Source organism: Sphingomonas sp. Leaf9 (genome assembly GCF_001421355.1).
Lineage (GTDB): Bacteria > Pseudomonadota > Alphaproteobacteria > Sphingomonadales > Sphingomonadaceae > Sphingomonas.
The window spans coordinates 196,969-219,095 of record NZ_LMKC01000001.1; the positions used below are offsets into that span (position 1 = coordinate 196,969).

A 22,127-nucleotide genomic window follows, 5' to 3' on the forward strand; every position below is an offset into this window, starting at 1 on the left:
CACCGCCGGGCGCACCAGCCCGGCGGTATTATCCCAATTCAAAGCCGACCGAGCGCGATCAGCGGATCGAACCCCCGCGCCCGCCAGTCGTCGCGGGTGCGGCAGATCTTCGGCCGCGGCGGTGCGCCTTCGCGGCGGTCCTTGATGCAGTAGCGCCGTTCACGAACGGTCGGCGTCGCGGCGACTGCTTCGGTGGCCGCGACGGTGAGGCCGGCGGTGGCTGGTGCCACCTCCGGCTGGGCGGCAAAGGCCGACGCGGCGGTGACGAGGCCGAGGACCTTCGACGTGATGATATACGCGGCAAACATTGGCTGGTCTCCCTGAAGATGTCCGCAGCGAGGCGGCGGATCTTGCGGGCAACATTGCAGTGTCTGTGCCAGTTATGGGGAAGCGTTGCCTATCAGTGACTTAGCGGGCATGTCACAAATTAAAGGTGACGTATATCGCTAATACACCGCATTCTGCGCCACATATTCGCATGCCCGGACCTCCCGGCAGACCGAAGGTCAGAAGCGCCGCGAAATCCCGCTATACAGGCGTAGCTCCGGCGTATGGTCGTCAAGACCCGCCGCACCGCCGGTATCGAGGAACAGGTCGTCCGACACCTGCCATGCGACCGCCAGCGCCAGCCGGTGGTCGGTCACCTTGTCCGCCCGCTCGAACTGCACTTCGGTCGTCAATTGGCACGCATCGGACAGGAGGATGCCCAGCCCGACCGTCGCCGTCGTCACCACCTGGTTCCCCCTGCCGCTATCGCGCGGCAGCCATGCGACTTCTGGGGAAAATTGCACGTTCAGCCGGTCGGTCAGATCATAGGACACCGGGGCCACCATCCCCGCTCCCCAACCGCCGCCGCCGATAGGGGAGCGGCCGACCGGCACCGTTACCGAAGGCTGCAGGCCATAGGACAGGCCCTTCCCGTCGGGGTTACGCAACGCGATGCGGGTGCCGACCTGGACATCGCCCGTCCGCGCGACGTTGCGCCCGGCGGGGCGATCGCGCGCGATCCCGAGCGGAGTCCATTCGACCTGCAACTCGGCCGTATCGCTGATGCCCAACCGGAACAGCGTATCCCCGAACACCACTGTGTCGCTGTCGCGCGAGCGTTCCCAATCGGACAGCGCGGTTTCGATCGCGAAATGGCCTGTTTCGATGGTGCACGCCGATTGCCCCAGGCTGGGCCGGGTCGGGCAGTAGTCGCGCGCGGCGGCAACGGACGGCACCGACGCTGCGATGCCGACCATGGCAAGCCCAATGCGCTTCACCGGAGGCGGACCCAGGTCGGCGCGTGATCGCTGGCCTTTTCACGACCGCGATGGCTTTTATCGACGCCGGCATCGACGAAGCGATCCGCAGCGATCGGGCTGAGCAGTAGGTGATCGATACGGAACCCGGCATCGCGCTGCCACGCACCCGCCTGATAGTCCCAGAAGGTCCACACGCCGCCCTTGGGAAAGCGCGTCCGGAGCGAATCGGTCCAGCCCTGCGCCAGCAACGCGCGGTACCCGGCACGCGATTCGGGCTGCATCAGCGCATCCGCCTGCATCGCCCGCACTGAAAACACGTCATCGTCGTTAGGGATGACATTATAATCGCCGGCAAGCACCACCGCTCGCTCTTCTGCCAGCAACTCGGCAGCGCGGGCGCGCAACCGGTCGATCCAGCGCAGCTTGTAATCGAATTTGGGGCCAGGCTGCGGATTGCCATTGGGTAGGTAGATCGACGCCACGACGACGCCATCGACCTCCGCCTCCAGATAGCGGCTATGCTCGTCCTCTGGCTCCCCGGTGAGCCCACGTTGCCGTTCGACCGGATCGGTGCCGCGCGCCAGCACCGCGACGCCGTTGAACCCCTTTTGCCCGTGCCAGATGGCACCGTAGCCGGCGGCGCGGATATCGGCTTCCGGAAACGTGTCGTCGCTGGATTTCAGTTCCTGAAGACAGACCACATCGGGCTGTTCCTCGGTCAGATATTCGATCAGCCGGGGCAGGCGCGCCTTGATGCCGTTGACGTTGTAGGAGACGATCCGCACGTCAGACCGCGAAGCTGGTGCCGCAACCGCAGCCGGATGCGGCCTGCGGATTGGTCACGCGGAACGCCGCACCACCCAGCGATTCGACGAAATCGACCTCGCTGCCCCGCACCAGATCGATGCTGACCGGATCGACCACCAGCGTCACGCCATCGGTCTGCGCGATGCTGTCCTCCGCATCGACGCCATCGGCAAGGCCGAAGCGATACTGGAATCCGGAGCAGCCGCCCCCTTCGACCGACAGGCGCAGGATCGCTGGCTTTGCCTGTTTCGCAGCGATGGCCGCGACGCGCGCGGCGGCGGCGGCGGACAGGGTGACGTCGGTCATGGTCGTATCCATCACGCCCAGATAGGCGCAGTGTCACGCGACGGCAACGGTCGTCGCGTCCGCGTCACTCCGCGACGGCGGGGCCACCCATCGCCAGACGCTGGCGCTGCGCACGGTCGGCTGCCATCGCGAGCTGCCCGGCCTGCAGATACGGCGCCGGGTTCACCGCCGACCCGTCGATACGGACTTCGTAATGGAGATGGCTACCGGTCGAGCGGCCGGTCGATCCCATCAGGCCGATCATCTGGCCGCGCTTCACGCGCTCATGGTCGCGAACGAGAATCTTCGACAAATGGCCGTAGCGGGTGGCGATGCCCTTGCCGTGGTTGACCTCGATCAGATTGCCATAGCCGCCGGCACGTTCGGCGCGCGAGATGATGCCGTCGGCGGTAGCGTAGATCGGCGTGCCGGTCGGGCCGGGAATATCGACCCCGGCATGCATCGCGGCGGTGCCACGGAACGGATCGGAACGGACCCCGAAATTGCTGGTGAACGAAAGGCTCTGCACCGGCTGATAGGACGGGATTGAAATCGCGGCCTGTTCGATGGTGTCGAGCTTCTTCCAGCTCATGAACAAGGCGCGGAACTGGGCGTCGGCCTGCGCATCGGCAGTGGCGGCACCGGCAGCCGCCGCGGCGGCGGTGGCGGCGTCGACCGGCTCATAGGGGCCACCCATCGCCGGCATCACCCGGCGCGGGTTCAGGCCCAGCTTGCGCAGCGATCCCGCCGTCTGGGCATAGCGCGCATCGGCAATCGCCTTTGCCTGCGCCGCCATTGCCGCCTGGTGCCGGGCCACGCGGTCGAACGGGCGGGTCACGCTGTTGGTGGCGCCCGCCGGCTTTTGTTCAAGCGCGGCAAGCGCCAGCGCCTTGGCATCGTCCGATCCGGTCAGTACCGCGGCGAGCGCTGCCTGGCGCTTGTCGAGCCGTTCGGCATGGGCACGGGCATCGGCGTGGAGCCGGGCGACATCGGCGCGCATCGCGTCGACCTGCTGTTGCATCACTGCGACCTTGTCATCGCCGGCCACCGCACCCGCTATCGCGGTGCCGACCGTCGCCTGCCCCATGCCATAGGCCGAAAAAGCGATGGTGACGGCGGCGAGACCGGCGGCAGCGGCCTGGTTTCGGCCGGAAATCGTATGGCGGCGCAGCTGCTTGCCATCGTGCAGGATAAAATGACGGGTCCGAAAGATCGAACGGAACCCCGCGATCGGAGCGACGTTGTTTTTAAATACGGAGGTAATCGACATTCTGTCCCGCTATCCGAGCGTTTGCGCGCCGGACGAGCCGACACGAACGATGAACCCCAATGTCTTTACGGCATGCCCCACCGCGTTGACCGAGGCTGCACTTGCCGGACTTTTGATACGGCACGCAAGCGCAGGCCCCTCCCCCCGCGTTAAACCGCCGTACAGGCACGGCGAGCCGTTTAACCATAGAGCCATGCTGGGAATATTCGGTCGGCAAATCGCCGGATTGCAATCGATTCGCCCGGCTCACGCCGGCAGCGCTGCAAGCACTTCCGCAGCGTGTCCCGCGACCTTTACCTTGCGCCACTGCTGTACCAATTTGCCCGCCGCGTCGAACAGGAATGTCGCCCGCTCGATGCCCATATAGCTCCGGCCGTACATCTGCTTTTCGACCCAGGTGCCGAACGCCTCGCACACCGATCCGTCCTCGTCGCTGGCTAGCTCGACGACCAGCCCGTGCTTGGCGGCAAAGCGCGTGAGCTTCGCCGGGGTGTCGCGCGAGATGCCGATCACCGACGCTCCCCGCGCGCGGAAATCGTCCATCAGCGCCGAAAAATCCTGCGCCTCCCGCGTACATCCGGTCGTGTCGGCCTTGGGGTAGAAATACAGCACCAGCGGACGGCCGATGCGATCGGCCAGCGTGAAGCGGGTGCCGTCGGCAGCCGTCAGCTCACCACCGGGTAGGGTGTCACCGATTTCCATCCTGCGCTCCTGTCACAATGCCTTGCCAAACCGCCCCGACCGTCTGCCGCACCGCATCCAGCCGGGCAAGCGCCGTCGGCCAGTCGGGACAGCCAAGCGCGGCCGCCACGATCGGTTGCGTTGCGTCGGATGGCACCTGTCCGTCAGGTGCGACCAGCCGCATCGTCACCAGCAGGCGGGTCAGGAAATCATGCGCCGACCGCAAGGTGTCGGGCAGCAGCCCCTCCCCCGCCAGCGCATCGATCGCCGCGCCCAGTTGCGGCACCAGGCCGCGACCGGTCGTAAGTTGCGTGACATGGACGGCGAATTCGAGATCGACGAGGCCACCCGTGACGAGCTTTGCATCGAGCGGCCCCACGGGCGGTTTATGCCGCGCCATTTCCGCGCGCATCGCGACCGCCTCCGCCGTGACGTCGCGCTGCGGCCGGTCACCGCCCAGCACCCGCGCGATGATCGCGGCGGCCTGCGCCTGCCCCTCGACCGACCCGACGATCGGCCGCGCGCGGGCAAGCGCCATATGCTCCCACGTCCACGCATCCTCCCGCTGATAGCGTTCGAACCCCGCGAGCGAGACGACCAGCGGCCCCTGCGCACCCGACGGGCGCAGGCGGGTATCGACTTCGTAGAGCGGCCCGGAGGCGGTCTGCACCGACAGTGCCGCCGTCAATCGCTGGGCAAGGCGGTTGTAATATAGGACTGCGCCGAGCCGCTTTTCCCCATCCGATTCCGCTGCAAAATCGCCCGTGAAGCAATAGATCAGGTCGAGGTCCGAAGCATGGGTCAGCGCGCCGCCGCCCAGCCGGCCCAGCGCAAGCACGATTAGTTCGCTGCCCGGCACATGCCCATGACGCTGCGCGAATTCCGCGATGGTGGCGGCGGCAAGAACCCGCACCGCCGCCTCCGCGACGCGCGCATAGCCCGCCGCCACCGCAAGCGGGTCGCTGGTGCCTGCCACGACCTGCACACCCAGCATGAAGCGCTTTTCGTTGACGACATCACGGACGCGATCGAGCAGCCGCTCATAACCGTCGCCACCGCGCGCCTGCATCTCGGCGGCCAGCGCGTCGACATCGCCGACCGGCTCCAACGCGCGCGCGTCGATCAACGCATCCAGCAGCACCGCGCGCCGGGCCAGCGCCTCTGCAAGCGTCGGTGCGTGGCACAGGATCGTGCTGAGCAGGCGGGCGAGTGCCGGCTGCGCTTCGAGCAGGCGGAACAGGTTGATGGCACTGGGCAACCGCGCGAGCATCGCGTCGAGCCGCAACAGCGCGGCCTGCGGATCGGCTGCCGTGGCGAGGCCGGCGACCAGTCCGGGCAGGCTGTCCTCCAGCGCGGCACGGGCCGCCGGACTGCGCAACGCCGGATACCCCCCACCGCGCCAGTCGGCGATCCGCCGCGCACCCTGCTCACCTGACGCGAAGCCCAGCGCCTCCAGCCGCTCCGCCAGCGATTGCGCGTCCACCGGCAGGCGCGCGGTGGTCGCCCCGTCGAGCCGGTCATAGATCGCGCCGACCGCCGCGACATGTGGCGCCAACAATTCGAGCAGCGCAGCAGCGTCGCCTACGCCGTGCAGCCGCGCTACTCGATCGAGCGCTTCGGGCTGATCGGGGAGGCTGTGCGTCTGCCGATCGTCGACCATTTGCAGCCGATGTTCGATGGTGCGGAACAGGGTGTAGGCGGCGTCCATCGCGCGGGCTTCGTCGGCGGTGATGCGCCCACTGGTCGCGAGCGCGGCCAGTGCGTCCCGGGTGGCCGGCGCTCGCAAGGCGGGATCGCGGCCGCCATGCACCAACTGATGCACCTGCGCGAAGAATTCGACCTCGCGAATGCCGCCGCGTCCGCGCTTCAGGTCATAGCCGGGACCGAATGCCTGTCCCTGCGCATAATGTTCGCGGATGCGGCGAGTGATCTCACGGATCTCGCCGATCGCGCCGTAATCCAGCGCGCGACGCCACACGAACGGCCGGATCGCTTCCAGAAAGCGATTGCCCAGCGCCAGATCCCCCGCAACGGCACGGGCGCGAATGAATGCCGCCCGCTCCCACGGCAAGGCCGCCGATTCGTAATAAGAAACGGCGGCGTCGACCGGCAGCGCGATCGGCGTGGCCTCCGGCGAGGGACGCAGCCGCAGGTCGACCCGCAGGACATAGCCATCGCCGTCGCGCGACTGGAGCAGTTCGACCGCGCGTCGGGCAATGCGCACCGCCGCCTCCGCCGGCGAATCCTTTTCGCGACGGGGCAGGATGACAGGATCGTAGAGCAGGATCGGGTCGATATCGGACGAATAGTTGAGTTCGTGACTGCCCTGTTTGCCAAGCCCGATCGCCGCGAAACCGATCAGCTCGGCCCCCGGCGTCCGTTCCTCGATCGCCTGTTCGATCGCGCGGTGCAGCGCATGATCGGCAAAGTCGCTGAGCGTCCGGGTGACGCGCGTCAGGTCATAGGCACCCGAAAGGTCGGCCAGCGCGACCAGCAGCGCGAGGCGGCGTCGCTCGACCCGCAATTGCCTCGCCAGCGGCATATCCGGTTCGGCGGCCACCGCGGCAAGGACGTCGCCATCAAATCCATCGATGCGGGTAAGGAAGTCCGCTTCGCGATCGATCAGCGTCGACAGGAACGGCGAACCGGCACGGACGCGCGCCAACAGATCGGACGATAACTGCATCACTTCCCCCGGCATCGATGCGACGGACTGCGATACCTATCGGTTAAGCGCATGAAACGAAACGCTCAAGCGGTCGTTGGAAGGACATGGCACCGCATGTTCCCTCCCCCGGCAAACGCCCCTTCGCGGGGCAGGTCGTGCGTCCGCCCAATCCGGGCGACGGCGTGGGTCACGCGCTTCGGCAGGTGTATCGTCAGGATGCGGCATTGCCGACGAACTGGCGGGAGTATCTCCAGTCGCTCGACGATCTGCCCGAGCAATAAGCGACCTCAGCGTTCGCGGCTGAGGTCGTCCACTTCGCCCATGATCGTATCAAGCACGGTCTGGCCATTATTATCAGGCTGTTCCGCGCGCGAGGGCAGCTTGCCCTCCGTCATCAACGCTTCCAGTGCGACGCGGCCGCGTGCGACACGGCTCTTGATGGTGCCGACTGCCACGTTACAGATTTCGGCAGCTTCCTCGTACGCGAAGCCACCGGCACCGACGAGGATCAGCGCCTCACGCTGCGGTTGCGGAAGGTGCAGCAGCGCGCGTTGCATGTCGGCCAATTCGACATGGCGATCCTGGCTGGCCGGTGCCGCAAGAATGCGGTCGGCCACCAGATCGTCCCACTCGCCCTTAAACCGGGCGCGACGCATCTGGGACAGGTACAGGTTGCGCAGGATGATGAACGTCCAAGCGCGCATGTTGGTGCCGGCCTGAAACCGCTGGCGCGCGGCCCATGCCTTCAACAGCGTTTCCTGCACCAGATCATCGGCCAGATCGCGGCTGCCTGACAAGGACCTGCCGAACGCGCGCAGGTGCGGAATGACCTGTGCCAGCTGTTTCTTAAACTCGGGGTCAGGCAACGCGACATGCTCCCGCACCTCGCCCGCCACGCCCTCGCTAATATCGGATTCAGTCATTCTTATCCGTTCGATACGCAGTCGGCCCGGTGTGGGGCAGACCCGAACATAGGGTTGGCGTTGGCGGAATGCCAGCCGCTGCGCGCCGGATGGTACGGCGCGCAACGGCGGGGATCAGGTCAGCAGGATGTACGCCATGACCGCGATCGCCGCGATCAGGGATATCGCCAGCACATAGCGGGTGACCCCGGGCGTTGCGCCGGCCCGCGCCTCGGTGGCGCTGACATGGATGCGGTCATTATCGTCTGCCATCGCCTATAAACCCCCGAGGTTCGTTTTGGGTCCGTACCGTTATGCGGCCGTTTCCGGCACGGTCGCCTCGTCGAAGAACAGCGCCTGGCTGATCGCTGCCTTCACCGTCGAGCGCTGGAAGGGCTTCGTGATGAGGAACGTCGGTTCAGGCCGCTCACCGGTCAGCAGGCGTTCGGGGAAGGCAGTGATGAAAATCACCGGCACGTTGAATTCCGACAGGATATCCTTCACCGCGTCGATACCCGAGCTGTCGTCGGCCAGCTGGATGTCAGCCAGCACCAGCCCCGGCCGGTCCTGCATCGCCAGCGCGACCGCCTCGTCGCGGGTTACCGCCACGCCGGTCACGTCATGGCCCAGATCGCGAACGATCTGTTCGAGGTCCATGGCGATCAGCGGCTCGTCCTCGATAATCATCACGCGCGACCGGGTCTGCTGTTCGATTTCGCGCAGTGCTTCGGCGACTAGTTCCTCGACCTCATCGGGGCTCGCCTCGATCAGATAGGCGGCGTCCTCGGTCGTGAAGCCTTCCATCGCGGTCAGCAGAAGCGCCTGACGCGACAGCGGGGCGATCCGGGCCAGCCGCGCCTGCGCGATCGCCTCGTTATCGGTTCCCGATGCGCTGGCCGCCCCGAATGCCTCGGGCTGGGATGATGCCCAGATCGCCTGGAACGTGCGATACAGTCCCAGCCGGGGATCGACCTCGCGCGGAAATTCTTCCGGCGCGGCAACGATCGCTTCCAGCGTCGCACGAACATACTGATCGCCCTCGGTCTGGCTGCCGGTAAGCGCACGGCCATAGCGCCGGAGGAAGGGAAGGTGCGGCGCGAGCTGCTGTCCGAGCGACATGATCAGGTAATTCTCCTTCGGCACGCCACCGGCATTGCCGACGACGCAAATCTTAAAAACGGCCACGAAACGGCAAGGAGAAGACGCCTCCCCCGAGTTCGCGTCAGGTCATGGAACCAACGAGCGCGTCTTTAGTTTCATGTCCGCCCAGACGCGCCCAGCCAAGGTAGCCTTGAAGCCGTCGGGCACATGATTTGACAGTTTCGTACCGGGAATATGGTCCGGGTATCGGGGGAAGGCATTGCTTCGTGAAGGATGGTGAAAAGGCGGCGCGGCAGTCGAGCGCGAACCCAGCAGCGGCGCCTTCATCGGACAAGAAGGATTCGTCGAACCTCGGCAACGCGCTGCGCGCCGTCTATCATGACGCCGCGAGCGAGGCCGTGCCGGACGAGATGCTCGACTTGCTGAGCAAGCTGAAATAGCTCACAGGGTGTGACGACATCCACCCCTGTTCGGCGGAAGCCGCCGAGTCCGGCCGCCGCCCTGCGCCGTGCGCCCACCGGCGCAAAACTGATGCTTATCCTCAGCGCCGCGCTTTTGCCGCTGGCCCTGATTGCCTTGTTCGCTACGTTGCAGACATCGCGGGTCGCCGATGTCGATCTGCGCGCGCGGTTGCGTGTCGCGGCGACGGAAGCGTCACGCGCGCTGGCGATCGAACTCGTCGGCGACATGACGGCATTGCGCGTGGCGATGACAGCCATGTCGACCGATCCCGCCAATTCGCCCAGCTGTGCGCGGGTCGAGGGGGTGTTCGCCCAGCAGACATCGGTCGGCGCGCGGTTCGGCATCTATTCCGCCGATGGCCGGTTGGTCTGCGGCACTGCCATTCCGGTGCGGATGGCCGGAGCGCCCGATGCCGGCGGTGTCCGGGCGCAGGTCGTTCCCGATGCCGGGCTAGTGCTCGACATTAGTGGCGTCAGTTCGGCACGGGCGGTTGCGTTTTTCCCGGTCACGATGCTCCGCGAACTGGCACAGCCAAGCGGCTTCGCCTCGCCCTATGAAGGCGGCTTGCTGCATGGCACCGATTCCGAGCTGATCCTGTCGCAACTGGCGGCACAGGGCGGGATCGACCGGCGCGAACGGGTCGACATTCCACTCGGCATCGATGACCTGGCATTTTCCATGGCCGTGCGCCGTGCGCCATTCACGTCGTCGGCGATCATCGCGATGCTGCTGCCGCTGGTCATGTGGATCGCGGCGACGGGCATCGGCTGGTTCGTGGTCGATCGCCTGCTCATCCGGCCGCTACGTCGCCTGCGTGACGATATCGAACGCTATCGCCCCGGCTCCCCCATGGCGGACGTCAATCTGGGCGCGGTGCCGGCGCAGGAGATCGCCGATCTGGGCGAGACGTTCCAGGAACTCACCCATACCGTCGAACGCCACGAACAATCGATGGCCGACGGGCTGGTGCGCCAGACGAAGCTGACGCGCGAAGTGCATCATCGCGTGAAGAACAACCTGCAGGTCATTGCCAGCCTTATCAATTTTCATGCCCGCAGCGCACACGGCGAAGCAGCGGCCGATGCCTATGCCACCATTCAGCGGCGGGTCGACGCACTGGCAGTCGTCCATCGGCATCATTATGCCGAGATGGAGGAAAATCGCGGGCTGGAACTGAAATCGGTCATCGGCGAGCTGGCGTCGAACATCCGGGCCACCGCGTCGGGCACCGCGACCAAGCTCGGCATCACGCTGAACGTTGAATCGGTGCTGGTGACGCAGGATGTCGCGGTCGCGGTGTCGTTCCTGCTGACCGAGTTGATCGAGCTGGCAGTATCGGTGAACCCGCAGGCGCAGGTCGGCGTCTCGCTGCGCCACGTCGTGGGTACCGACACCGCCGTCCTGCGCACGACTTCACCGGCATTGGTCGAGAGCGAGGACCTCGAAGCGCTGATCGCCAGCCGCTATGGCCGGATCATCCTCGGCCTGTCGCGTCAGCTGCGCGCGCCGCTGCACCATGATCCACTGACCGGGGCCTACGAGATCACCATCGCCGCCCGCGCGGGCTGACGCGGGATCAGCGCAGGCCGAGCAGCTTGTGCGTCTGCAGCGACAGGCGCCATTTCGGCCGGTCCATCGCAAAGTCGATCGCAGCGTCGCGGTGGATTTCCTCCATCCCCACCACGTCCATCGGCTGGATCAGGTGGTGCGCGAAGTTCCACTGCTCGATCGCATCCACGTCGATGCCGTCCTGCGGCCAGACGAGCTTCAGTTCATCACCCTGCCGCTGCACGACCTCGCTACCGGCCTTGGGACTGATGCAGATCCAGTCGATCCCGGGATGCGCCGCGATCGTGCCATTGCTTTCGATCGCGATGGTAAATCCTGCGTCGTGCAGCGCGGTGACCAGCGCATCGTCGATCTGCAACATCGGCTCGCCACCGGTCAGCACGACGAAGCGGCGGACGTCACCGCTGCCCCATGAGACGCTCACCGCAGCAACCAGCGCGTCGGCATCAGCGAACTTGCCCCCGCCCACGCCATCGGTCCCGACGAAATCGGTATCGCAGAAGCGGCAGATCGCCGTGGCACGATCCTGCTCGCGCCCGGTCCACAGATTGCAGCCGGCAAAGCGCACGAACACCGCGCGACGCCCGGCATGCACCCCCTCCCCCTGCAGGGTCAGGAACATCTCCTTGACGGAATAGGTCATAGGCCGGTGTCGGGCCGCTCGGCATAGCGCGTCGGATCAGGCAGCCCCGCCTCGACAAAGCCCCGCGCGCGCAGCCGGCAGCTGTCGCAACGGCCGCAATGCAGGTCGCCGACCGGGTCGTAGCAGGACCAGCTCATGCCGGCATCGATTCCCAGCCGATCCGCCTCGCGCGCGATATCGGCCTTGGTCATGTGTTGCAGCGGTGCGTGAATGCGGAACCGGTCGCCCTCCGCACCGGCGCGGGTGGCGAGTTCGGCCAGCCGCTCGAACCCGGCGATGAAGTCCGGGCGGCAATCGGGATAGCCCGAATAATCGAGCGCGTTGACGCCGATCCACAGGTCCCGCGCGCCCGCCGCCTCGGCCCAGCCGAGCGCCAGGCTGAGGAAGATCGTATTACGTGCCGGGACATAGGTGACGGGGATCACGTCCGGCTCGACGCCGCTCTTCGGCACCGCAATCGATGCATCGGTCAGCGCCGATCCGCCAAAGGTCGACAGGTCGAGCGGCAATACGACATGGCGTTCGGCGCCCAGCGCCTTGGCAATCCGCCGCGCCGCCGCCAGTTCGACCAGATGGCGCTGGTTATAATCGATCGAAAGCGCCAGCAGCCGGTGGCCTGCCTCTCGCGCCAGCGCCGCCGACACCATCGAGTCCAGTCCACCCGACACCAGCACCACGCTGAGGGGAGTATTCGTCATGCTGCGCTCGCTAAGCCCTTCGTGCCATAAGGGCAACCGCCCGACAAAGGACGGGCCGCACAGCGGCGGCCCGAAGGGGTTCCATGCTTAGGGATCACATGCATGCCCGTAAGGACATGTCCTGCTAATATCCGATCGGGGTTAAACATGCGCTTAACGGCCGCGCCCGCCGCAACTGCCGACGCGACGCGCCTCGAACGCATCGGCGAACGGCATGCCATCGACGATCCCCTCGCTCTCTATCCGCAGCGCACGAGGCGTATCGACATGGATTGTCGTACGGACGTGCCCCGCGCCCGGACAGGTATAATGGACGGTGGCGATGCGCGGCGTGTCCTCGATCACGAACCGGCTACACTGCGCCGCCCGCAGGCGAAGGCGGAACAGCACGGCGGTGTCGGCGATGCAGCTTTCGCGCGCCGCCTCCGCCGATCCGGGACTGCGTAGCGACCATTGACCGGTGGCCACCGGCTGCATCGCCATCAGCGACGGCGCGGCGGCGGGTTGCGCAACCGCTCCCCATGCGATGGCCAGCGCCACCGCCAGCCCCCACCGCAAACTTCCCCCCATGATGCCTTCCCCCCTGGTCGCGTCAGGCCGCTATGTCGGACAGCGCGAGCGGAAATTTCGTCGCGCAAAAGGCGCAATCGACAGTGATGATGCCCTGTTCATCGGCCATCGCCGCCCGCTCCTCGGTCGGGAAGCGCGAAATCACCCCCGCGATATAGTCGCGGTCGCACCGACAGCCGCGCGACAGCGGCGTGCTGGCGAGCACCCGGACCTCACGCTCTTCGTTGAACAGGCGCCAGACGAGCGTTTCCAGCGGCAGCATCGGGTCGGCAAGTTCGTCGGCACCCATCGTCGCGCCCAGCGCCTCGACATGGTGCCATTCAGGATGGTCGAGCCGGACGTGCAGTCGTTCGCGCCCTTCCTCGCCCTCGGGCAGATGCTGGAGGAAGATGCCGCCGGCAATCCGTTGGCCATTGTCGTCGACGCCGATGCCGAGGCGAACCAGCGACGGGATCTGTTCGGACTGCAGGAAATAGCTTTCCGCCGCCTGCGCGATCGATTCCCCGTCCAGCGGCACGATGCCCTGATACCGCTCGCCCGACGTCACCTGGTCGAAGGTGATCGCCAGATACCCCTGCCCGAACAGCGCGAACAGCGACGGGTCCTCGCCCAGTTCGGCCAGGCGATCGGCGTCGTAATCGACATAGCCGCGCAGTTCGCCATTCTTGTAGTCGCACACCATCAGGCGAATGATCCCGCCCTGCGTCTGCGCCTGCAGCGTCAACTGTCCCTCGGCATCCTTCAGCGTCGAGCCGAGCAGCGCGGTCAGCGCGAGCGATTCGGCCAGCAGCTTTTCGATCGGCGCCGGATAGGCATGGGCGGCAAGGATCGACTGCACGACAGGCCCCAACCGCACGACGCGACCGCGTGCGTGATGGTCGGGCAGCGTGAACCCGATCGCACGGTCGAGGTCGGGCAGGCGGACGGTATCGGACAAACGAAAGCTCCTCTTGCCCTCATGTTCGGGCAAACTGTGATCGATCACTCACATGGTAGCGCGCGCCGCGTTTCGCAAGCGCTTTGAGGCCCCCCGCGTTCGCACATGCAAAAACCGGGCGGCTCGCGCCCCAGATGGGACACGCGAACCGCCCGGCAGAACGGGCCGACACTGATCGAGTGCTCAGCCGACCAGGCCGAAACACCAGCGCAGGATCGCCTTTTGCGCGTGCAGGCGGTTTTCCGCCTCCGGCCAAATCAACGACTGCGGGCCGTCGATGACCTCGGTCGTCACCTCTTCATCGCGATGGGCCGGCAGACAGTGGAGGAACACCGCATCGGACTTCGCATGAGCCATCAGCGCGGCATCGACCTGATACGGGGCCATCGCTGCCAGCTTCTGTTCGGCATGGGCCTGTCCCATCGAGATCCAGGTGTCGGTGACGATGACGTCGGCATCGCGCACCGCCGCCACCGGATCGCGGGTGATGGTCGCGCGACCGCCCGCTGCCGCGATCACCGCCGGGTCGGGGTCATAGCCCTCCGGACAGGCGGCCACGACGTCGAAGCCCATCAGCGCGCCCGCCTCGACGATTGAGTGCAGGACGTTGTTGCCGTCGCCCAGCCATGCCCATTTCAGACCCGGCAGCGCCTTGCCCGATTCGATCACGGTCAACAGGTCGGCGACGATCTGGCACGGATGCGAATGGTCGGTCAGACCATTGATGACCGGCACCGACGCATAGCGCGCTATCTCGTCCAGCTTGGCCGCGTCGTCGGTGCGCACCATGATCGCGTCGCAATAGCCCGACAGGACGCGGGCGGTGTCGGCCACCGTCTCCCCGCGACCCAGCTGCGACGTGCCGGCGTCGAGCACCAGCGCCGATCCGCCCAACTGGCGCATCGCCATGTCGAACGACACGCGCGTCCGGGTCGAGGATTTTTCGAACACGCAGGCGAGCGTGTGGCCGGCGAGCGACGCATCGGCATCGGCGCGGCCCTTCGGCCAGCCCTTGCGCGCGGCCTTGGCATCCAGCGCGTCGTTCAAAATGGCGGCGATGCCATCGGCACCGGCCGAGGCGAGATCGAGGAAATGGCGCATATCGGGTAAATCCTCCCCATTTTGGGGAGGGGGACCGTCCGCAGGACGGTGGAGGGGGTGCTCCACCGGCGCTGCGTTTCGGGGCGGTCCCCCTCCACCATGCTTCGCATGGTCCCCCTCCCCGTGCCGGGGAGGAAATTCAATCAATCGTCGGCGACCGGCACGTAGACCCGCGCGGCGGCCGACAATTTCTCCACCGCTTCCGCGATATGGCTCTCATCAATCACCAGCGGCGGCAGGATGCGGACGACATTGTCGCCGGCCGCCACCGTCAGCAGGGTATGATGATCGCGCAGGTGCGCCACGAAACGGCGACTGTCCGACTTGAGCTTCAAACCGAGCATCAGCCCCATGCCGCGCACCTCCTGAAACAGATGGTCGTGGTTCGGGATCATCTGTTCGAGGCTGGAGCGCAGCCGGTCGCCCATCGCCTTCACATGAGCAAAGAACGCGGGGTCGAGCATCACATCGAGCACCGCCTGCCCCGCCGCCATCGCCAGTGGGTTGCCGCCATAGGTCGACCCGTGCGTGCCGAACACCATGCCCTTGGCCGCCTCGGCGGTCGCGAGGCACGCGCCGAACGGGAAGCCGCCGCCGATGCCCTTCGCCGCCGAAACGATGTCGGGCGTCACGCCGTACTGTTCATGCGCGAACAGCGTGCCGGTGCGGCCATAGCCACACTGCACCTCGTCCAGCACCAGCAACAGGCCATGTTCGTCGCACGCCTTACGCAGGCCGGTCAGGAATTCGGGCGTTGCGGTGCGCAGGCCGCCCTCGCCCTGCACCGGCTCCACCAGGAACCCGGCCGTGTGATCGTCGATCAGCGCCAGCGCGCCGGCGAGATCGTTGAACTCGGCATAGCCGAAGCCCGGCAGCAACGGTTCGAACCCGTCGCGCATCTTGGCCTGGTTGGTGGCCGAGATGGTGCCAAGCGTCCGGCCGTGGAACGCCTGGTTGAAGGTGATGAGCGTGTGCCGCTCCGGGTTGCCGTTGGCGAAATGGAACCGGCGCGCGGTCTTGATCGCGCATTCGACCGCTTCGGCGCCCGAATTGGTGAAGAACACCGTGTCGGCAAAGCTGTGGTCGACGATCCGCTGTGCCAATGCCTCGCCCTGCGGGCTGCCGTAGAGGTTGCTGACGTGCATCAGCGTCGCGGCCTGCTCCTGAATAGCCTTCGTCAGATGCGGGTGGCCATGGCCGAGCGCATTGACGGCGATGCCGGCGGCGAAGTCGAGATATTGCGCGCCGTCCTCACCATAAAGATAGCAGCCCTCGCCTCGGACCGGACGCACGCCGCACCGTGGATAGACGGGCATGAGCGCGGGGGTCGTCATCGAACTGCTCCTTCATGAGAAATATCGGCGTTCAAAACGCAAAAAGGCGGCCATGCCGGCCGCCCGGAGCGGCGCTGTACCGCCCCTGATGCGGATTCGTCAATTCTTGAGCTTCCACCCCGAGCGCAACAGCGCGTAGCAGCCGATCGCCATCGCGACATCGACCGCGAGGATCACCGCGCCGCCGAGCAGCACCGGCGAATCGGCGCGCTCCAGGAATCCGTAGCGGAAGCCAGAAATAATGTAGAAGAACGGGTTCAAGTGGCTGATCGAGCGGAAGGTCGGCGTCAGCGCCTCGACCGAATAGAAGGTGCCCGACAACAGCGTCAGCGGCCCGATCACGAAATTGGTGATCGCGGCGGCATGGTCGAACTTCTCCGCCCAGATCGATGTCATCACCCCGGCCAGCGCAAGGAAGGTCGATCCGAACAGCCCGAACCACAGTACGGCGCCCGGATGGCGCGGCATCACGTGCACGCCCGGATAGAGCAGCATCGCCCCCCACAACACGATCCCGACGAGGAACGCGCGCGTCACGGCGCCCCCGACCAGCGCCGCCAACAGCTCGCCGGTCGACAACGGCGGCATCAGGTAATCGACTACCGTCCCCTGAATCTTGCCGACCAGCAGCGCGAAGCTGGAATTGGCAAAGGCGTTGTTCAGCATCGCCATGGCGATCAGGCCGGGCGCGACGAAATCAGGGAACGGCACGCCCAGCACGCTGCGCCCCGCCCCGCCCATCGCGACCGAAAAGATCACGAGGAACAACAGCGTCGTGACCGCCGGTGCCCAGATGGTCTGAAGCTGCACCTTGAAGAAACGGCGCACCTCCTTGATATAGAGCGTGCGCAGCCCACCCCAGTTCACGTTCCGGATGACCGGCACGCCGGGGTCGGCGATGATGATTTTTGCGCGCGACGGGGATTGTTCCTGCATGGCTGTGTCGCCTAATCGCTGGCGCGCGTGGCGGCAAGGATCATGGTCGTTTGCGCGAATGACGAAGTGAAGGACGAATACGGGCATGAGCTGGACCGAAGAACGCATCGCGACCCTGGCCAAGATGTGGGAATCGGGCATGACCGCCAGCCAGATCGCCGAGGAACTGGGCGGGATCAGCCGCAACGCGGTGATCGGCAAGGCGCATCGCCTGGGCCTGCAGTCGCGCCCGTCGCCGGTGAAGTCGAACGACGCGGCCAAGGCAGCGGCACCCGCGCCCAAGCCCGCCGCTCCGGAGCCCGCACCGGTCGTCGCCGCTCCCCCGCCGCCGCCGCCGCCCGCTCCGAAGCCGGCACCTGCGCTCGAGCCGAAGCCTGAACCCGTCGCAGCTGCGCCGGTCGAGAACGACCCGTTCACCCCGCTTCCTGAAGAAGATCAGGCGGATGATGCCGAGGAAGAGGATGACGACGCACCGGTCGCCGCGCCGCGTCGCGCCGAACCGGTCATGCGCTCGGTCGGCCCCGGCGGTTTCCTGCGCCAGAATCCGGGCGAGCAGAGCGCGCCGCTGACCCCCGCTCCGCCGCGCCGCCTGGTGCCGGCCCGGCCGAGCGATGCGATTGCGGGCAAGACGACGCTACTCGACCTGAACGACCGTATTTGCAAATGGCCGATCGGGCATCCGGGCGAGCCGGACTTCCACTTTTGCGGCGACAAGGTGAACCCTGGCTTCCCCTATTGCGTCGATCATTGCGGCCATGCGTATCAGGCGCAGCTGCCCCGCCGCGACCGTCGTCCGCCGCCGCCGCTGCCTTATGGTGGGCCGCGGGTTCGCTGATCGCGCGAGGCCGAGCGAAAGCTCGGCCGCGCCCCCAGCGATCAGCACGGCCGGCGCGGCCCACAGCCGCGACCGACGGCATGGGCGAAGCCCATGCCCGCCGATCATTCTCCCCCCACCCCCCGCTTTGCGGATGGCCCCGTTTCGTTCTATACGCCCGCCATGGCCGACAATCTGTTCGAAGCGAACATCCCCACCCCGCCCGCCTATGACGCCTCCTCGATCGAGGTGCTGGAGGGGCTGGAGCCGGTTCGCCGCAGGCCCGGCATGTATATCGGCGGCACCGACGAACGCGCGCTGCACCACCTTGCCGCCGAAGTCCTCGACAACGCGATGGACGAAGCGGTCGCGGGCCATGCGACCCGGATCGAGGTGCAGCTGGACGTCGGCAACCGGCTGACCATCATCGACAACGGGCGCGGCATCCCGGTCGATCCGCACCCGAAATTTCCCGACAAATCGGCGCTGGAGGTGATCCTCTCCACGCTGCACTCGGGCGGCAAGTTCGCCGGGAAAGCCTATGCGACATCGGGCGGCCTGCACGGCGTCGGCATCTCGGTGGTGAACGCGCTGTCGGTGGATACGGTGGTCGAGGTCGCCCGCGACCGGCAGCTCTATCGCCAGCGCTTTTCGCAAGGGCAGACGATCGGCCCGCTGGAGCATGTCGGGGCCGCGCCCAACCGGCGCGGCACGCTGGTCGCGTTCACGCCCGATACCGAAATTTTCGCGGACCTCCAGTTCAAGCCCGCCCGGCTGCACAAGCTGGTGCGATCCAAGGCCTATCTGTTCGCCGGCGTCGAAATTCGCTGGAAATGCGCGCCCGAACTGGTCGAAGGCACCGACGTGCCGGCCGAAGCGGTGTTCCAGTTTCCCGGCGGCCTTGCCGACCATTTACGCGAGCAGGTCGGCGGCCGCGAATGTGCGACGGCCGATTTCTTCACGGGCACGCAGGATTTCCCCGGCGAGCAAGGTCGCGTCGAATGGGCGGTGGCGTGGCCGCTGTGGAGCGACGGCAGCTACAGCTATTATTGCAACACCATCCCGACGCCCGATGGCGGGACGCATGAACAGGGGCTGCGGCAGGCCTTGGTACGGGGCCTGCGCACCTTCGCCGATCTGGTCGGCAACAAGCGCGCCAAGGACATGACCGCCGACGACGTGACGGTCGGCTGCGAGCTGATGCTGTCGGTCTTCATCCGCGATCCGCAGTTCCAGAGCCAAACCAAGGACCGCCTGACCAGCGTCGAGGCCGCGAGCCTGGTCGAAAAGGCGGTGCGCGACCATTTCGACCATTTCCTCAGCCACAATATGGATCGGGGCAAGGCGCTGCTCGGCCTCGTGCTCGATCGGATGGACGAACGGCTGCGGCGCAAGGCCGAGCGTGAGGTCAAGCGCAAGACCGCGACCTCGTCGCGCAAGCTGCGCCTGCCCGGCAAGCTGACCGACTGCGCCTCCGACGATCCCACCGGCACCGAACTCTTCATCGTCGAGGGCGATTCGGCGGGCGGTTCGGCCAAGCAGGCGCGCGACCGCAAGACGCAGGCGATCCTGCCGATCCGCGGTAAAATCCTGAACGTCGCCTCGGCGACCAGCGCCAAGATTCTCGCGAACCAGGAAATCGCCGATCTGGTCCTCGCCATGGGCTGCGGCACGCGCAAGGACTGCCAGCCCGATGCGCTGCGCTACGAACGCATCGTCATCATGACCGACGCCGATGTCGACGGCGCGCATATCGCCACGCTGCTGATGACCTTCTTCTTTCAGGAGATGCCGGAAATCGTCCGGCGCGGGCACCTGTATCTGGCGCAGCCGCCGCTCTATCGCCTGACCGTCGGCGCGAAGTCGCTTTATGCGCGAGACGATGCCCATCGTGCCGAGCTGGAGCGCACCGCGTTCCGGGGCAAGAAGGTCGAGGTTTCCCGGTTCAAGGGGCTGGGCGAAATGAACCCCGGCCAGTTGCGCGAGACGACGATGGACCCGAAGAGCCGCAGCATGATCCGCATCACCCTGCCGCAGGAATATGAGGAACGCGCGGCGGTAAAGGATCTGGTCGACCGCCTGATGGGCACCAATCCCGCACACCGCTTCGCCTTCATCCAGGAAAATGCCGCAAGGTTGGACGAGGAGGTAATCGACGCCTGACGGGCGCGATTGACGCTCCTTCCCCGATGCCGCAACCTGCCGTCGACAGGGGTTTTGGGGAAGATATCGATGGTCGCCATGCTGATGATGCTCGCCGCGCTTGCCCAGCCGGCGGTACAGGCACGACCGGCCGAACCGACGATCGACACCCGCGCCCACGAGATCTTGGCGCTGCTGGGCGGTGCGGGGGAGTATGATGCGACCTTCGCCCCGTCGTTTCGCGCCGCCGTCCCGCGCGAGAAATTCGACGCCATCGCCATGCAATTGGCCCAAGCGCTGGGCAAGCCCACCGGGATCGGTGCGATCGAGCCGACCGGCGCCTGGTCCGCCCATATCCGCATCCCCTACGAACGGGGTACGCTGAAGGCCGACCTGGCGCTGGACCCCGCAGGCGACCATCGTGTCACCGGCCTTCTGACCCGAGGGGTCGAGCCGCTCGGCCCGGCGGCCCAGTCGATCGACGAAGTAATCGGTCAACTCGCGACGTTGCCCGGCACCAGCGTGTTCGCCGTGGCGCGGCTGGGCGATGGCCCGCCACGCACGAGCAGCACTCGCAACGCCACCACGCCCATCGCGATCGGTTCGGCGTTCAAGCTGGTCATCCTCGCCGAACTGGTCCGCTCGATCGAGGCCCGCGAGCGCAAATGGAGCGACGTCGTGACGCTGGACGGGTCGGCCCTGCCCGGCGGCGGCTATGCCCAGCAGCCAAAGGGCACGCGCATCCCGCTGAAAGAACTGGCCGAGCGGATGATTTCGGTCAGCGACAACAGCGCAACCGACATTCTGCTGTTCCACCTCGGCCGGGCAAAGGTGGAGGCGATGCTGCAGGTCGTCGGCTTTACCGATGGGGGCACGCGCAACTTGCCGTTCCTCGGCGCGCTGGAGCTGTTCAAGCTCAAGGGCGTGGACGGCGGGGCGCTCGGCACCCGCTATCTATCGCTGGACCGGGCGGCACGGCGGGCATTTCTCGACGGCCCGGTGCGCAACACACCGATCGCCGCGATCCCGCGCGACCTGTTCCAGAATGGCAAGCCGCTGCGGATTGCCGAGCTGGAATGGTTCGCCAGCCCGAACGACCTGATCCGCGCGATGGACTGGCTGCGCCGGCATATGGACGGTCCCGCAGGCACAGAGCTGCGCGCTGTCATGTCGAAGAATCCCGGCATTGCCGAGGCATCGTCACACTGGCGCTATGTCGGCTATAAGGGCGGGTCGGAGCCCGGCGTGCTGACCATGACGTTCCTGCTGCAGGCACAGGATGGCAGCTGGCATGCGTTGACCGCAGGCGTCAACGACACCGCACACGAGGTCGATACGCTCAAATTTACCGGGCTGGTGACCCGCGCGCTGGAACTTGCCGCGCCGCGTTAGAGGTGGGAGCCGGACGACCCGCTGCGAAATCGTTGCGGCTGCTTCCTTCCGGACCTGACCGGGTTGGCGACGGCATCGTCCGCCCGACTCCCGCGCGCCATATGGGCGAAGCGGCCGCCGGGCGCAAGGGGATCAATTACGCGGCGGGAGCTTGGAGTAAGGCACGAAGTCGCCGAGCGAGATCGATCCGCTCATCATCCGCGAATTGCGGTCGAGCAGGTTGACGATATCGATCCGGCACAATTGCGTACCGATCGTGCGCGTGACCAGGATATCATCACGGTCGAGAATACCGCCGCCCTGCGGCCGGTTCACGAACAACGTGCCGTTGTTCATGCGATAGACGATGGCGGTGTCCGGTACGATCTCGCTCGACCGGATATCGCGCAGGTTGATACAGTCGACCGGCTTGCCGGCGTCGCGCCGCTCGGTGATCCGCGACAGCGCCGCCTCCCCCGCTGCGTTGTCGCGTTCGCGTGCGGTGAGCGGGGCCGCGCTGGCCGCGACCAGGGCAATCGAGAGCAGGTTGAACAGGCGCATGATCGTCATCCCGGCTGGAGCAAGATCG

General features: G+C 66.4%; 24 protein-coding genes and 1 other RNA gene. 6 read left to right on the top strand and 19 right to left on the bottom strand.

The features are described 5' to 3' along the window. Positions 1 to 38: 38 nt before the first annotated feature. From ASE58_RS00950 to ASE58_RS00980, 7 genes are all read right to left on the bottom strand, one after another. The gene (locus tag ASE58_RS00950; RefSeq protein WP_055817096.1) at positions 39 to 308 is read right to left on the bottom strand and encodes a hypothetical protein; all 270 of its coding nucleotides are present in this window, start codon (positions 306 to 308) and stop codon (positions 39 to 41) included. A gap of 198 nt (positions 309 to 506) precedes the next feature. Beyond that, the gene (locus ASE58_RS00955) at positions 507 to 1,244 is read right to left on the bottom strand and encodes a transporter (protein WP_055894710.1); all 738 of its coding nucleotides are present in this window, start codon (positions 1,242 to 1,244) and stop codon (positions 507 to 509) included. Between the two features lie 17 nt (positions 1,245 to 1,261). Then, positions 1,262 to 2,032, bottom strand: coding sequence for an exodeoxyribonuclease III (xth, locus tag ASE58_RS00960; RefSeq protein ID WP_055760852.1), 771 nt, complete (start codon positions 2,030 to 2,032; stop codon positions 1,262 to 1,264). 1 nt (position 2,033) lies between these two features. Beyond that, positions 2,034 to 2,360 carry a HesB/IscA family protein gene (locus ASE58_RS00965; protein ID WP_055761641.1) on the bottom strand — a complete coding sequence of 109 codons (327 nt, stop codon included), beginning with the start codon at positions 2,358 to 2,360 and terminating at the stop codon, positions 2,034 to 2,036. Positions 2,361 to 2,424: 64 nt separating this feature from the next. Continuing rightward, the gene (locus ASE58_RS00970) at positions 2,425 to 3,609 is read right to left on the bottom strand and encodes a M23 family metallopeptidase (RefSeq protein ID WP_055817100.1); all 1,185 of its coding nucleotides are present in this window, start codon (positions 3,607 to 3,609) and stop codon (positions 2,425 to 2,427) included. A gap of 246 nt (positions 3,610 to 3,855) precedes the next feature. Further along, positions 3,856 to 4,311: a peroxiredoxin gene (locus tag ASE58_RS00975; protein WP_055817102.1), complete on the bottom strand. Its 456-nt coding sequence runs from the start codon at positions 4,309 to 4,311 to the stop codon at positions 3,856 to 3,858. Beyond that, entirely contained in the window at positions 4,298 to 6,976 is a 2,679-nt protein-coding gene (locus ASE58_RS00980) for a bifunctional [glutamine synthetase] adenylyltransferase/[glutamine synthetase]-adenylyl-L-tyrosine phosphorylase (RefSeq protein WP_235513442.1), read from the bottom strand. Before ASE58_RS00980 ends, ASE58_RS00975 begins: the two co-directional genes overlap by 14 nt. Before the next feature lie 86 nt (positions 6,977 to 7,062). On the opposite strand from ASE58_RS00980, the gene ASE58_RS17715 reads away from it, so the two are divergent. Beyond that, on the top strand, positions 7,063 to 7,239 hold the full coding sequence (locus ASE58_RS17715) for a hypothetical protein (RefSeq protein WP_156347551.1): 177 nt from the start codon (positions 7,063 to 7,065) through the stop codon (positions 7,237 to 7,239). Between the two features lie 6 nt (positions 7,240 to 7,245). Here the strand turns inward: ASE58_RS17715 and ASE58_RS00985 are convergent, their stop codons facing one another. The 3 genes from ASE58_RS00985 to ASE58_RS00995 form a co-directional block, all read right to left on the bottom strand. Then, positions 7,246 to 7,881 carry a sigma-70 family RNA polymerase sigma factor gene (locus ASE58_RS00985; RefSeq protein WP_055817106.1) on the bottom strand — a complete coding sequence of 212 codons (636 nt, stop codon included), beginning with the start codon at positions 7,879 to 7,881 and terminating at the stop codon, positions 7,246 to 7,248. Between the two features lie 114 nt (positions 7,882 to 7,995). Then, complete coding sequence (locus ASE58_RS18165; protein WP_055760838.1) at positions 7,996 to 8,133, bottom strand: hypothetical protein; 138 nt, start codon at positions 8,131 to 8,133, stop codon at positions 7,996 to 7,998. 39 nt (positions 8,134 to 8,172) lie between these two features. Next, the gene (locus ASE58_RS00995) at positions 8,173 to 8,979 is read right to left on the bottom strand and encodes a response regulator (protein ID WP_055818078.1); all 807 of its coding nucleotides are present in this window, start codon (positions 8,977 to 8,979) and stop codon (positions 8,173 to 8,175) included. A 248-nt stretch (positions 8,980 to 9,227) separates the two neighbouring features. On the opposite strand from ASE58_RS00995, the gene ASE58_RS18090 reads away from it, so the two are divergent. Both ASE58_RS18090 and ASE58_RS01000 read left to right on the top strand, forming a co-directional pair. Next, positions 9,228 to 9,401 carry a NepR family anti-sigma factor gene (locus ASE58_RS18090; protein WP_162233494.1) on the top strand — a complete coding sequence of 58 codons (174 nt, stop codon included), beginning with the start codon at positions 9,228 to 9,230 and terminating at the stop codon, positions 9,399 to 9,401. Between the two features lie 91 nt (positions 9,402 to 9,492). Then, the gene (locus ASE58_RS01000) at positions 9,493 to 10,992 is read left to right on the top strand and encodes a sensor histidine kinase (protein WP_082467527.1); all 1,500 of its coding nucleotides are present in this window, start codon (positions 9,493 to 9,495) and stop codon (positions 10,990 to 10,992) included. A 7-nt stretch (positions 10,993 to 10,999) separates the two neighbouring features. On the opposite strand, the gene queE is transcribed toward ASE58_RS01000, so the two are convergent. The 7 genes from queE to ASE58_RS01035 form a co-directional block, all read right to left on the bottom strand. Then, the gene (queE, locus tag ASE58_RS01005; protein ID WP_055817110.1) at positions 11,000 to 11,635 is read right to left on the bottom strand and encodes a 7-carboxy-7-deazaguanine synthase; all 636 of its coding nucleotides are present in this window, start codon (positions 11,633 to 11,635) and stop codon (positions 11,000 to 11,002) included. Then, the gene (gene queC / locus ASE58_RS01010) at positions 11,632 to 12,333 is read right to left on the bottom strand and encodes a 7-cyano-7-deazaguanine synthase QueC (RefSeq protein ID WP_055817112.1); all 702 of its coding nucleotides are present in this window, start codon (positions 12,331 to 12,333) and stop codon (positions 11,632 to 11,634) included. Before queC ends, queE begins: the two co-directional genes overlap by 4 nt. Positions 12,334 to 12,486: 153 nt before the next feature. Further along, positions 12,487 to 12,903, bottom strand: coding sequence for a hypothetical protein (locus ASE58_RS01015; protein WP_156347552.1), 417 nt, complete (start codon positions 12,901 to 12,903; stop codon positions 12,487 to 12,489). Positions 12,904 to 12,925: 22 nt separating this feature from the next. Further along, a complete protein-coding gene (hslO, locus tag ASE58_RS01020; protein ID WP_082467529.1) occupies positions 12,926 to 13,840 on the bottom strand; it encodes an Hsp33 family molecular chaperone HslO in 915 nt (304 codons plus the stop codon). 183 nt (positions 13,841 to 14,023) lie between these two features. Then, on the bottom strand, positions 14,024 to 14,941 hold the full coding sequence (gene argF / locus ASE58_RS01025) for an ornithine carbamoyltransferase (protein ID WP_055817115.1): 918 nt from the start codon (positions 14,939 to 14,941) through the stop codon (positions 14,024 to 14,026). A 143-nt stretch (positions 14,942 to 15,084) separates the two neighbouring features. Continuing rightward, positions 15,085 to 16,275, bottom strand: a complete 1,191-nt coding sequence (locus ASE58_RS01030) for an aspartate aminotransferase family protein (RefSeq protein ID WP_055817117.1) — start codon at positions 16,273 to 16,275, stop codon at positions 15,085 to 15,087. 99 nt (positions 16,276 to 16,374) lie between these two features. Next, a complete protein-coding gene (locus tag ASE58_RS01035; protein WP_055760817.1) occupies positions 16,375 to 17,211 on the bottom strand; it encodes an ABC transporter permease in 837 nt (278 codons plus the stop codon). Positions 17,212 to 17,296: 85 nt separating this feature from the next. Between ASE58_RS01035 and ASE58_RS01040 the strand changes: the two genes are divergently transcribed. From ASE58_RS01040 to ASE58_RS01050, 3 genes are all read left to right on the top strand, one after another. Further along, positions 17,297 to 18,046: a GcrA family cell cycle regulator gene (locus ASE58_RS01040; protein ID WP_055817119.1), complete on the top strand. Its 750-nt coding sequence runs from the start codon at positions 17,297 to 17,299 to the stop codon at positions 18,044 to 18,046. 162 nt (positions 18,047 to 18,208) lie between these two features. Beyond that, entirely contained in the window at positions 18,209 to 20,188 is a 1,980-nt protein-coding gene (gene parE, locus ASE58_RS01045; RefSeq protein ID WP_055817121.1) for a DNA topoisomerase IV subunit B, read from the top strand. A gap of 69 nt (positions 20,189 to 20,257) precedes the next feature. Further along, on the top strand, positions 20,258 to 21,559 hold the full coding sequence (locus ASE58_RS01050; RefSeq protein WP_055817122.1) for a serine hydrolase: 1,302 nt from the start codon (positions 20,258 to 20,260) through the stop codon (positions 21,557 to 21,559). Here the strand turns inward: ASE58_RS01050 and ffs are convergent. After that, positions 21,558 to 21,654: signal recognition particle sRNA small type (gene ffs / locus ASE58_RS17325), an RNA gene on the bottom strand. The two genes, ASE58_RS01050 and ffs, sit on opposite strands and share 2 nt — an antisense overlap. 37 nt (positions 21,655 to 21,691) lie before the next feature. Next, positions 21,692 to 22,108: a hypothetical protein gene (locus tag ASE58_RS01055; protein ID WP_235513443.1), complete on the bottom strand. Its 417-nt coding sequence runs from the start codon at positions 22,106 to 22,108 to the stop codon at positions 21,692 to 21,694. Positions 22,109 to 22,127 lie beyond the last annotated feature (19 nt).

Coding starts and splice junctions, on each gene's coding strand:
- ASE58_RS00965 (WP_055761641.1), bottom strand. CDS start 2,360: ATGACCGACGTCACCCTGTCCGCCGCCGCCGCCGCGCGCGTCGCGGCC.
- ASE58_RS00975 (WP_055817102.1), bottom strand. CDS start 4,311: ATGGAAATCGGTGACACCCTACCCGGTGGTGAGCTGACGGCTGCCGAC.
- ASE58_RS01030 (WP_055817117.1), bottom strand. CDS start 16,275: ATGACGACCCCCGCGCTCATGCCCGTCTATCCACGGTGCGGCGTGCGT.
- ASE58_RS01055 (WP_235513443.1), bottom strand. CDS start 22,108: ATGACGATCATGCGCCTGTTCAACCTGCTCTCGATTGCCCTGGTCGCG.
- ASE58_RS01015 (WP_156347552.1), bottom strand. CDS start 12,903: ATGGGGGGAAGTTTGCGGTGGGGGCTGGCGGTGGCGCTGGCCATCGCA.
- argF (WP_055817115.1), bottom strand. CDS start 14,941: ATGCGCCATTTCCTCGATCTCGCCTCGGCCGGTGCCGATGGCATCGCC.
- queC (WP_055817112.1), bottom strand. CDS start 12,333: ATGACGAATACTCCCCTCAGCGTGGTGCTGGTGTCGGGTGGACTGGAC.
- ASE58_RS00985 (WP_055817106.1), bottom strand. CDS start 7,881: ATGACTGAATCCGATATTAGCGAGGGCGTGGCGGGCGAGGTGCGGGAG.
- ASE58_RS00980 (WP_235513442.1), bottom strand. CDS start 6,976: ATGCAGTTATCGTCCGATCTGTTGGCGCGCGTCCGTGCCGGTTCGCCG.
- ASE58_RS01000 (WP_082467527.1), top strand. CDS start 9,493: ATGCTTATCCTCAGCGCCGCGCTTTTGCCGCTGGCCCTGATTGCCTTG.
- parE (WP_055817121.1), top strand. CDS start 18,209: ATGGCCGACAATCTGTTCGAAGCGAACATCCCCACCCCGCCCGCCTAT.
- ASE58_RS00955 (WP_055894710.1), bottom strand. CDS start 1,244: ATGGTCGGCATCGCAGCGTCGGTGCCGTCCGTTGCCGCCGCGCGCGAC.
- ASE58_RS00995 (WP_055818078.1), bottom strand. CDS start 8,979: ATGTCGCTCGGACAGCAGCTCGCGCCGCACCTTCCCTTCCTCCGGCGC.
- queE (WP_055817110.1), bottom strand. CDS start 11,635: ATGACCTATTCCGTCAAGGAGATGTTCCTGACCCTGCAGGGGGAGGGG.
- ASE58_RS01040 (WP_055817119.1), top strand. CDS start 17,297: ATGAGCTGGACCGAAGAACGCATCGCGACCCTGGCCAAGATGTGGGAA.
- ASE58_RS17715 (WP_156347551.1), top strand. CDS start 7,063: ATGGCACCGCATGTTCCCTCCCCCGGCAAACGCCCCTTCGCGGGGCAG.
- ASE58_RS00950 (WP_055817096.1), bottom strand. CDS start 308: ATGTTTGCCGCGTATATCATCACGTCGAAGGTCCTCGGCCTCGTCACC.
- ASE58_RS01035 (WP_055760817.1), bottom strand. CDS start 17,211: ATGCAGGAACAATCCCCGTCGCGCGCAAAAATCATCATCGCCGACCCC.
- ASE58_RS01050 (WP_055817122.1), top strand. CDS start 20,258: ATGGTCGCCATGCTGATGATGCTCGCCGCGCTTGCCCAGCCGGCGGTA.
- ASE58_RS00970 (WP_055817100.1), bottom strand. CDS start 3,609: ATGTCGATTACCTCCGTATTTAAAAACAACGTCGCTCCGATCGCGGGG.
- ASE58_RS18165 (WP_055760838.1), bottom strand. CDS start 8,133: ATGGCAGACGATAATGACCGCATCCATGTCAGCGCCACCGAGGCGCGG.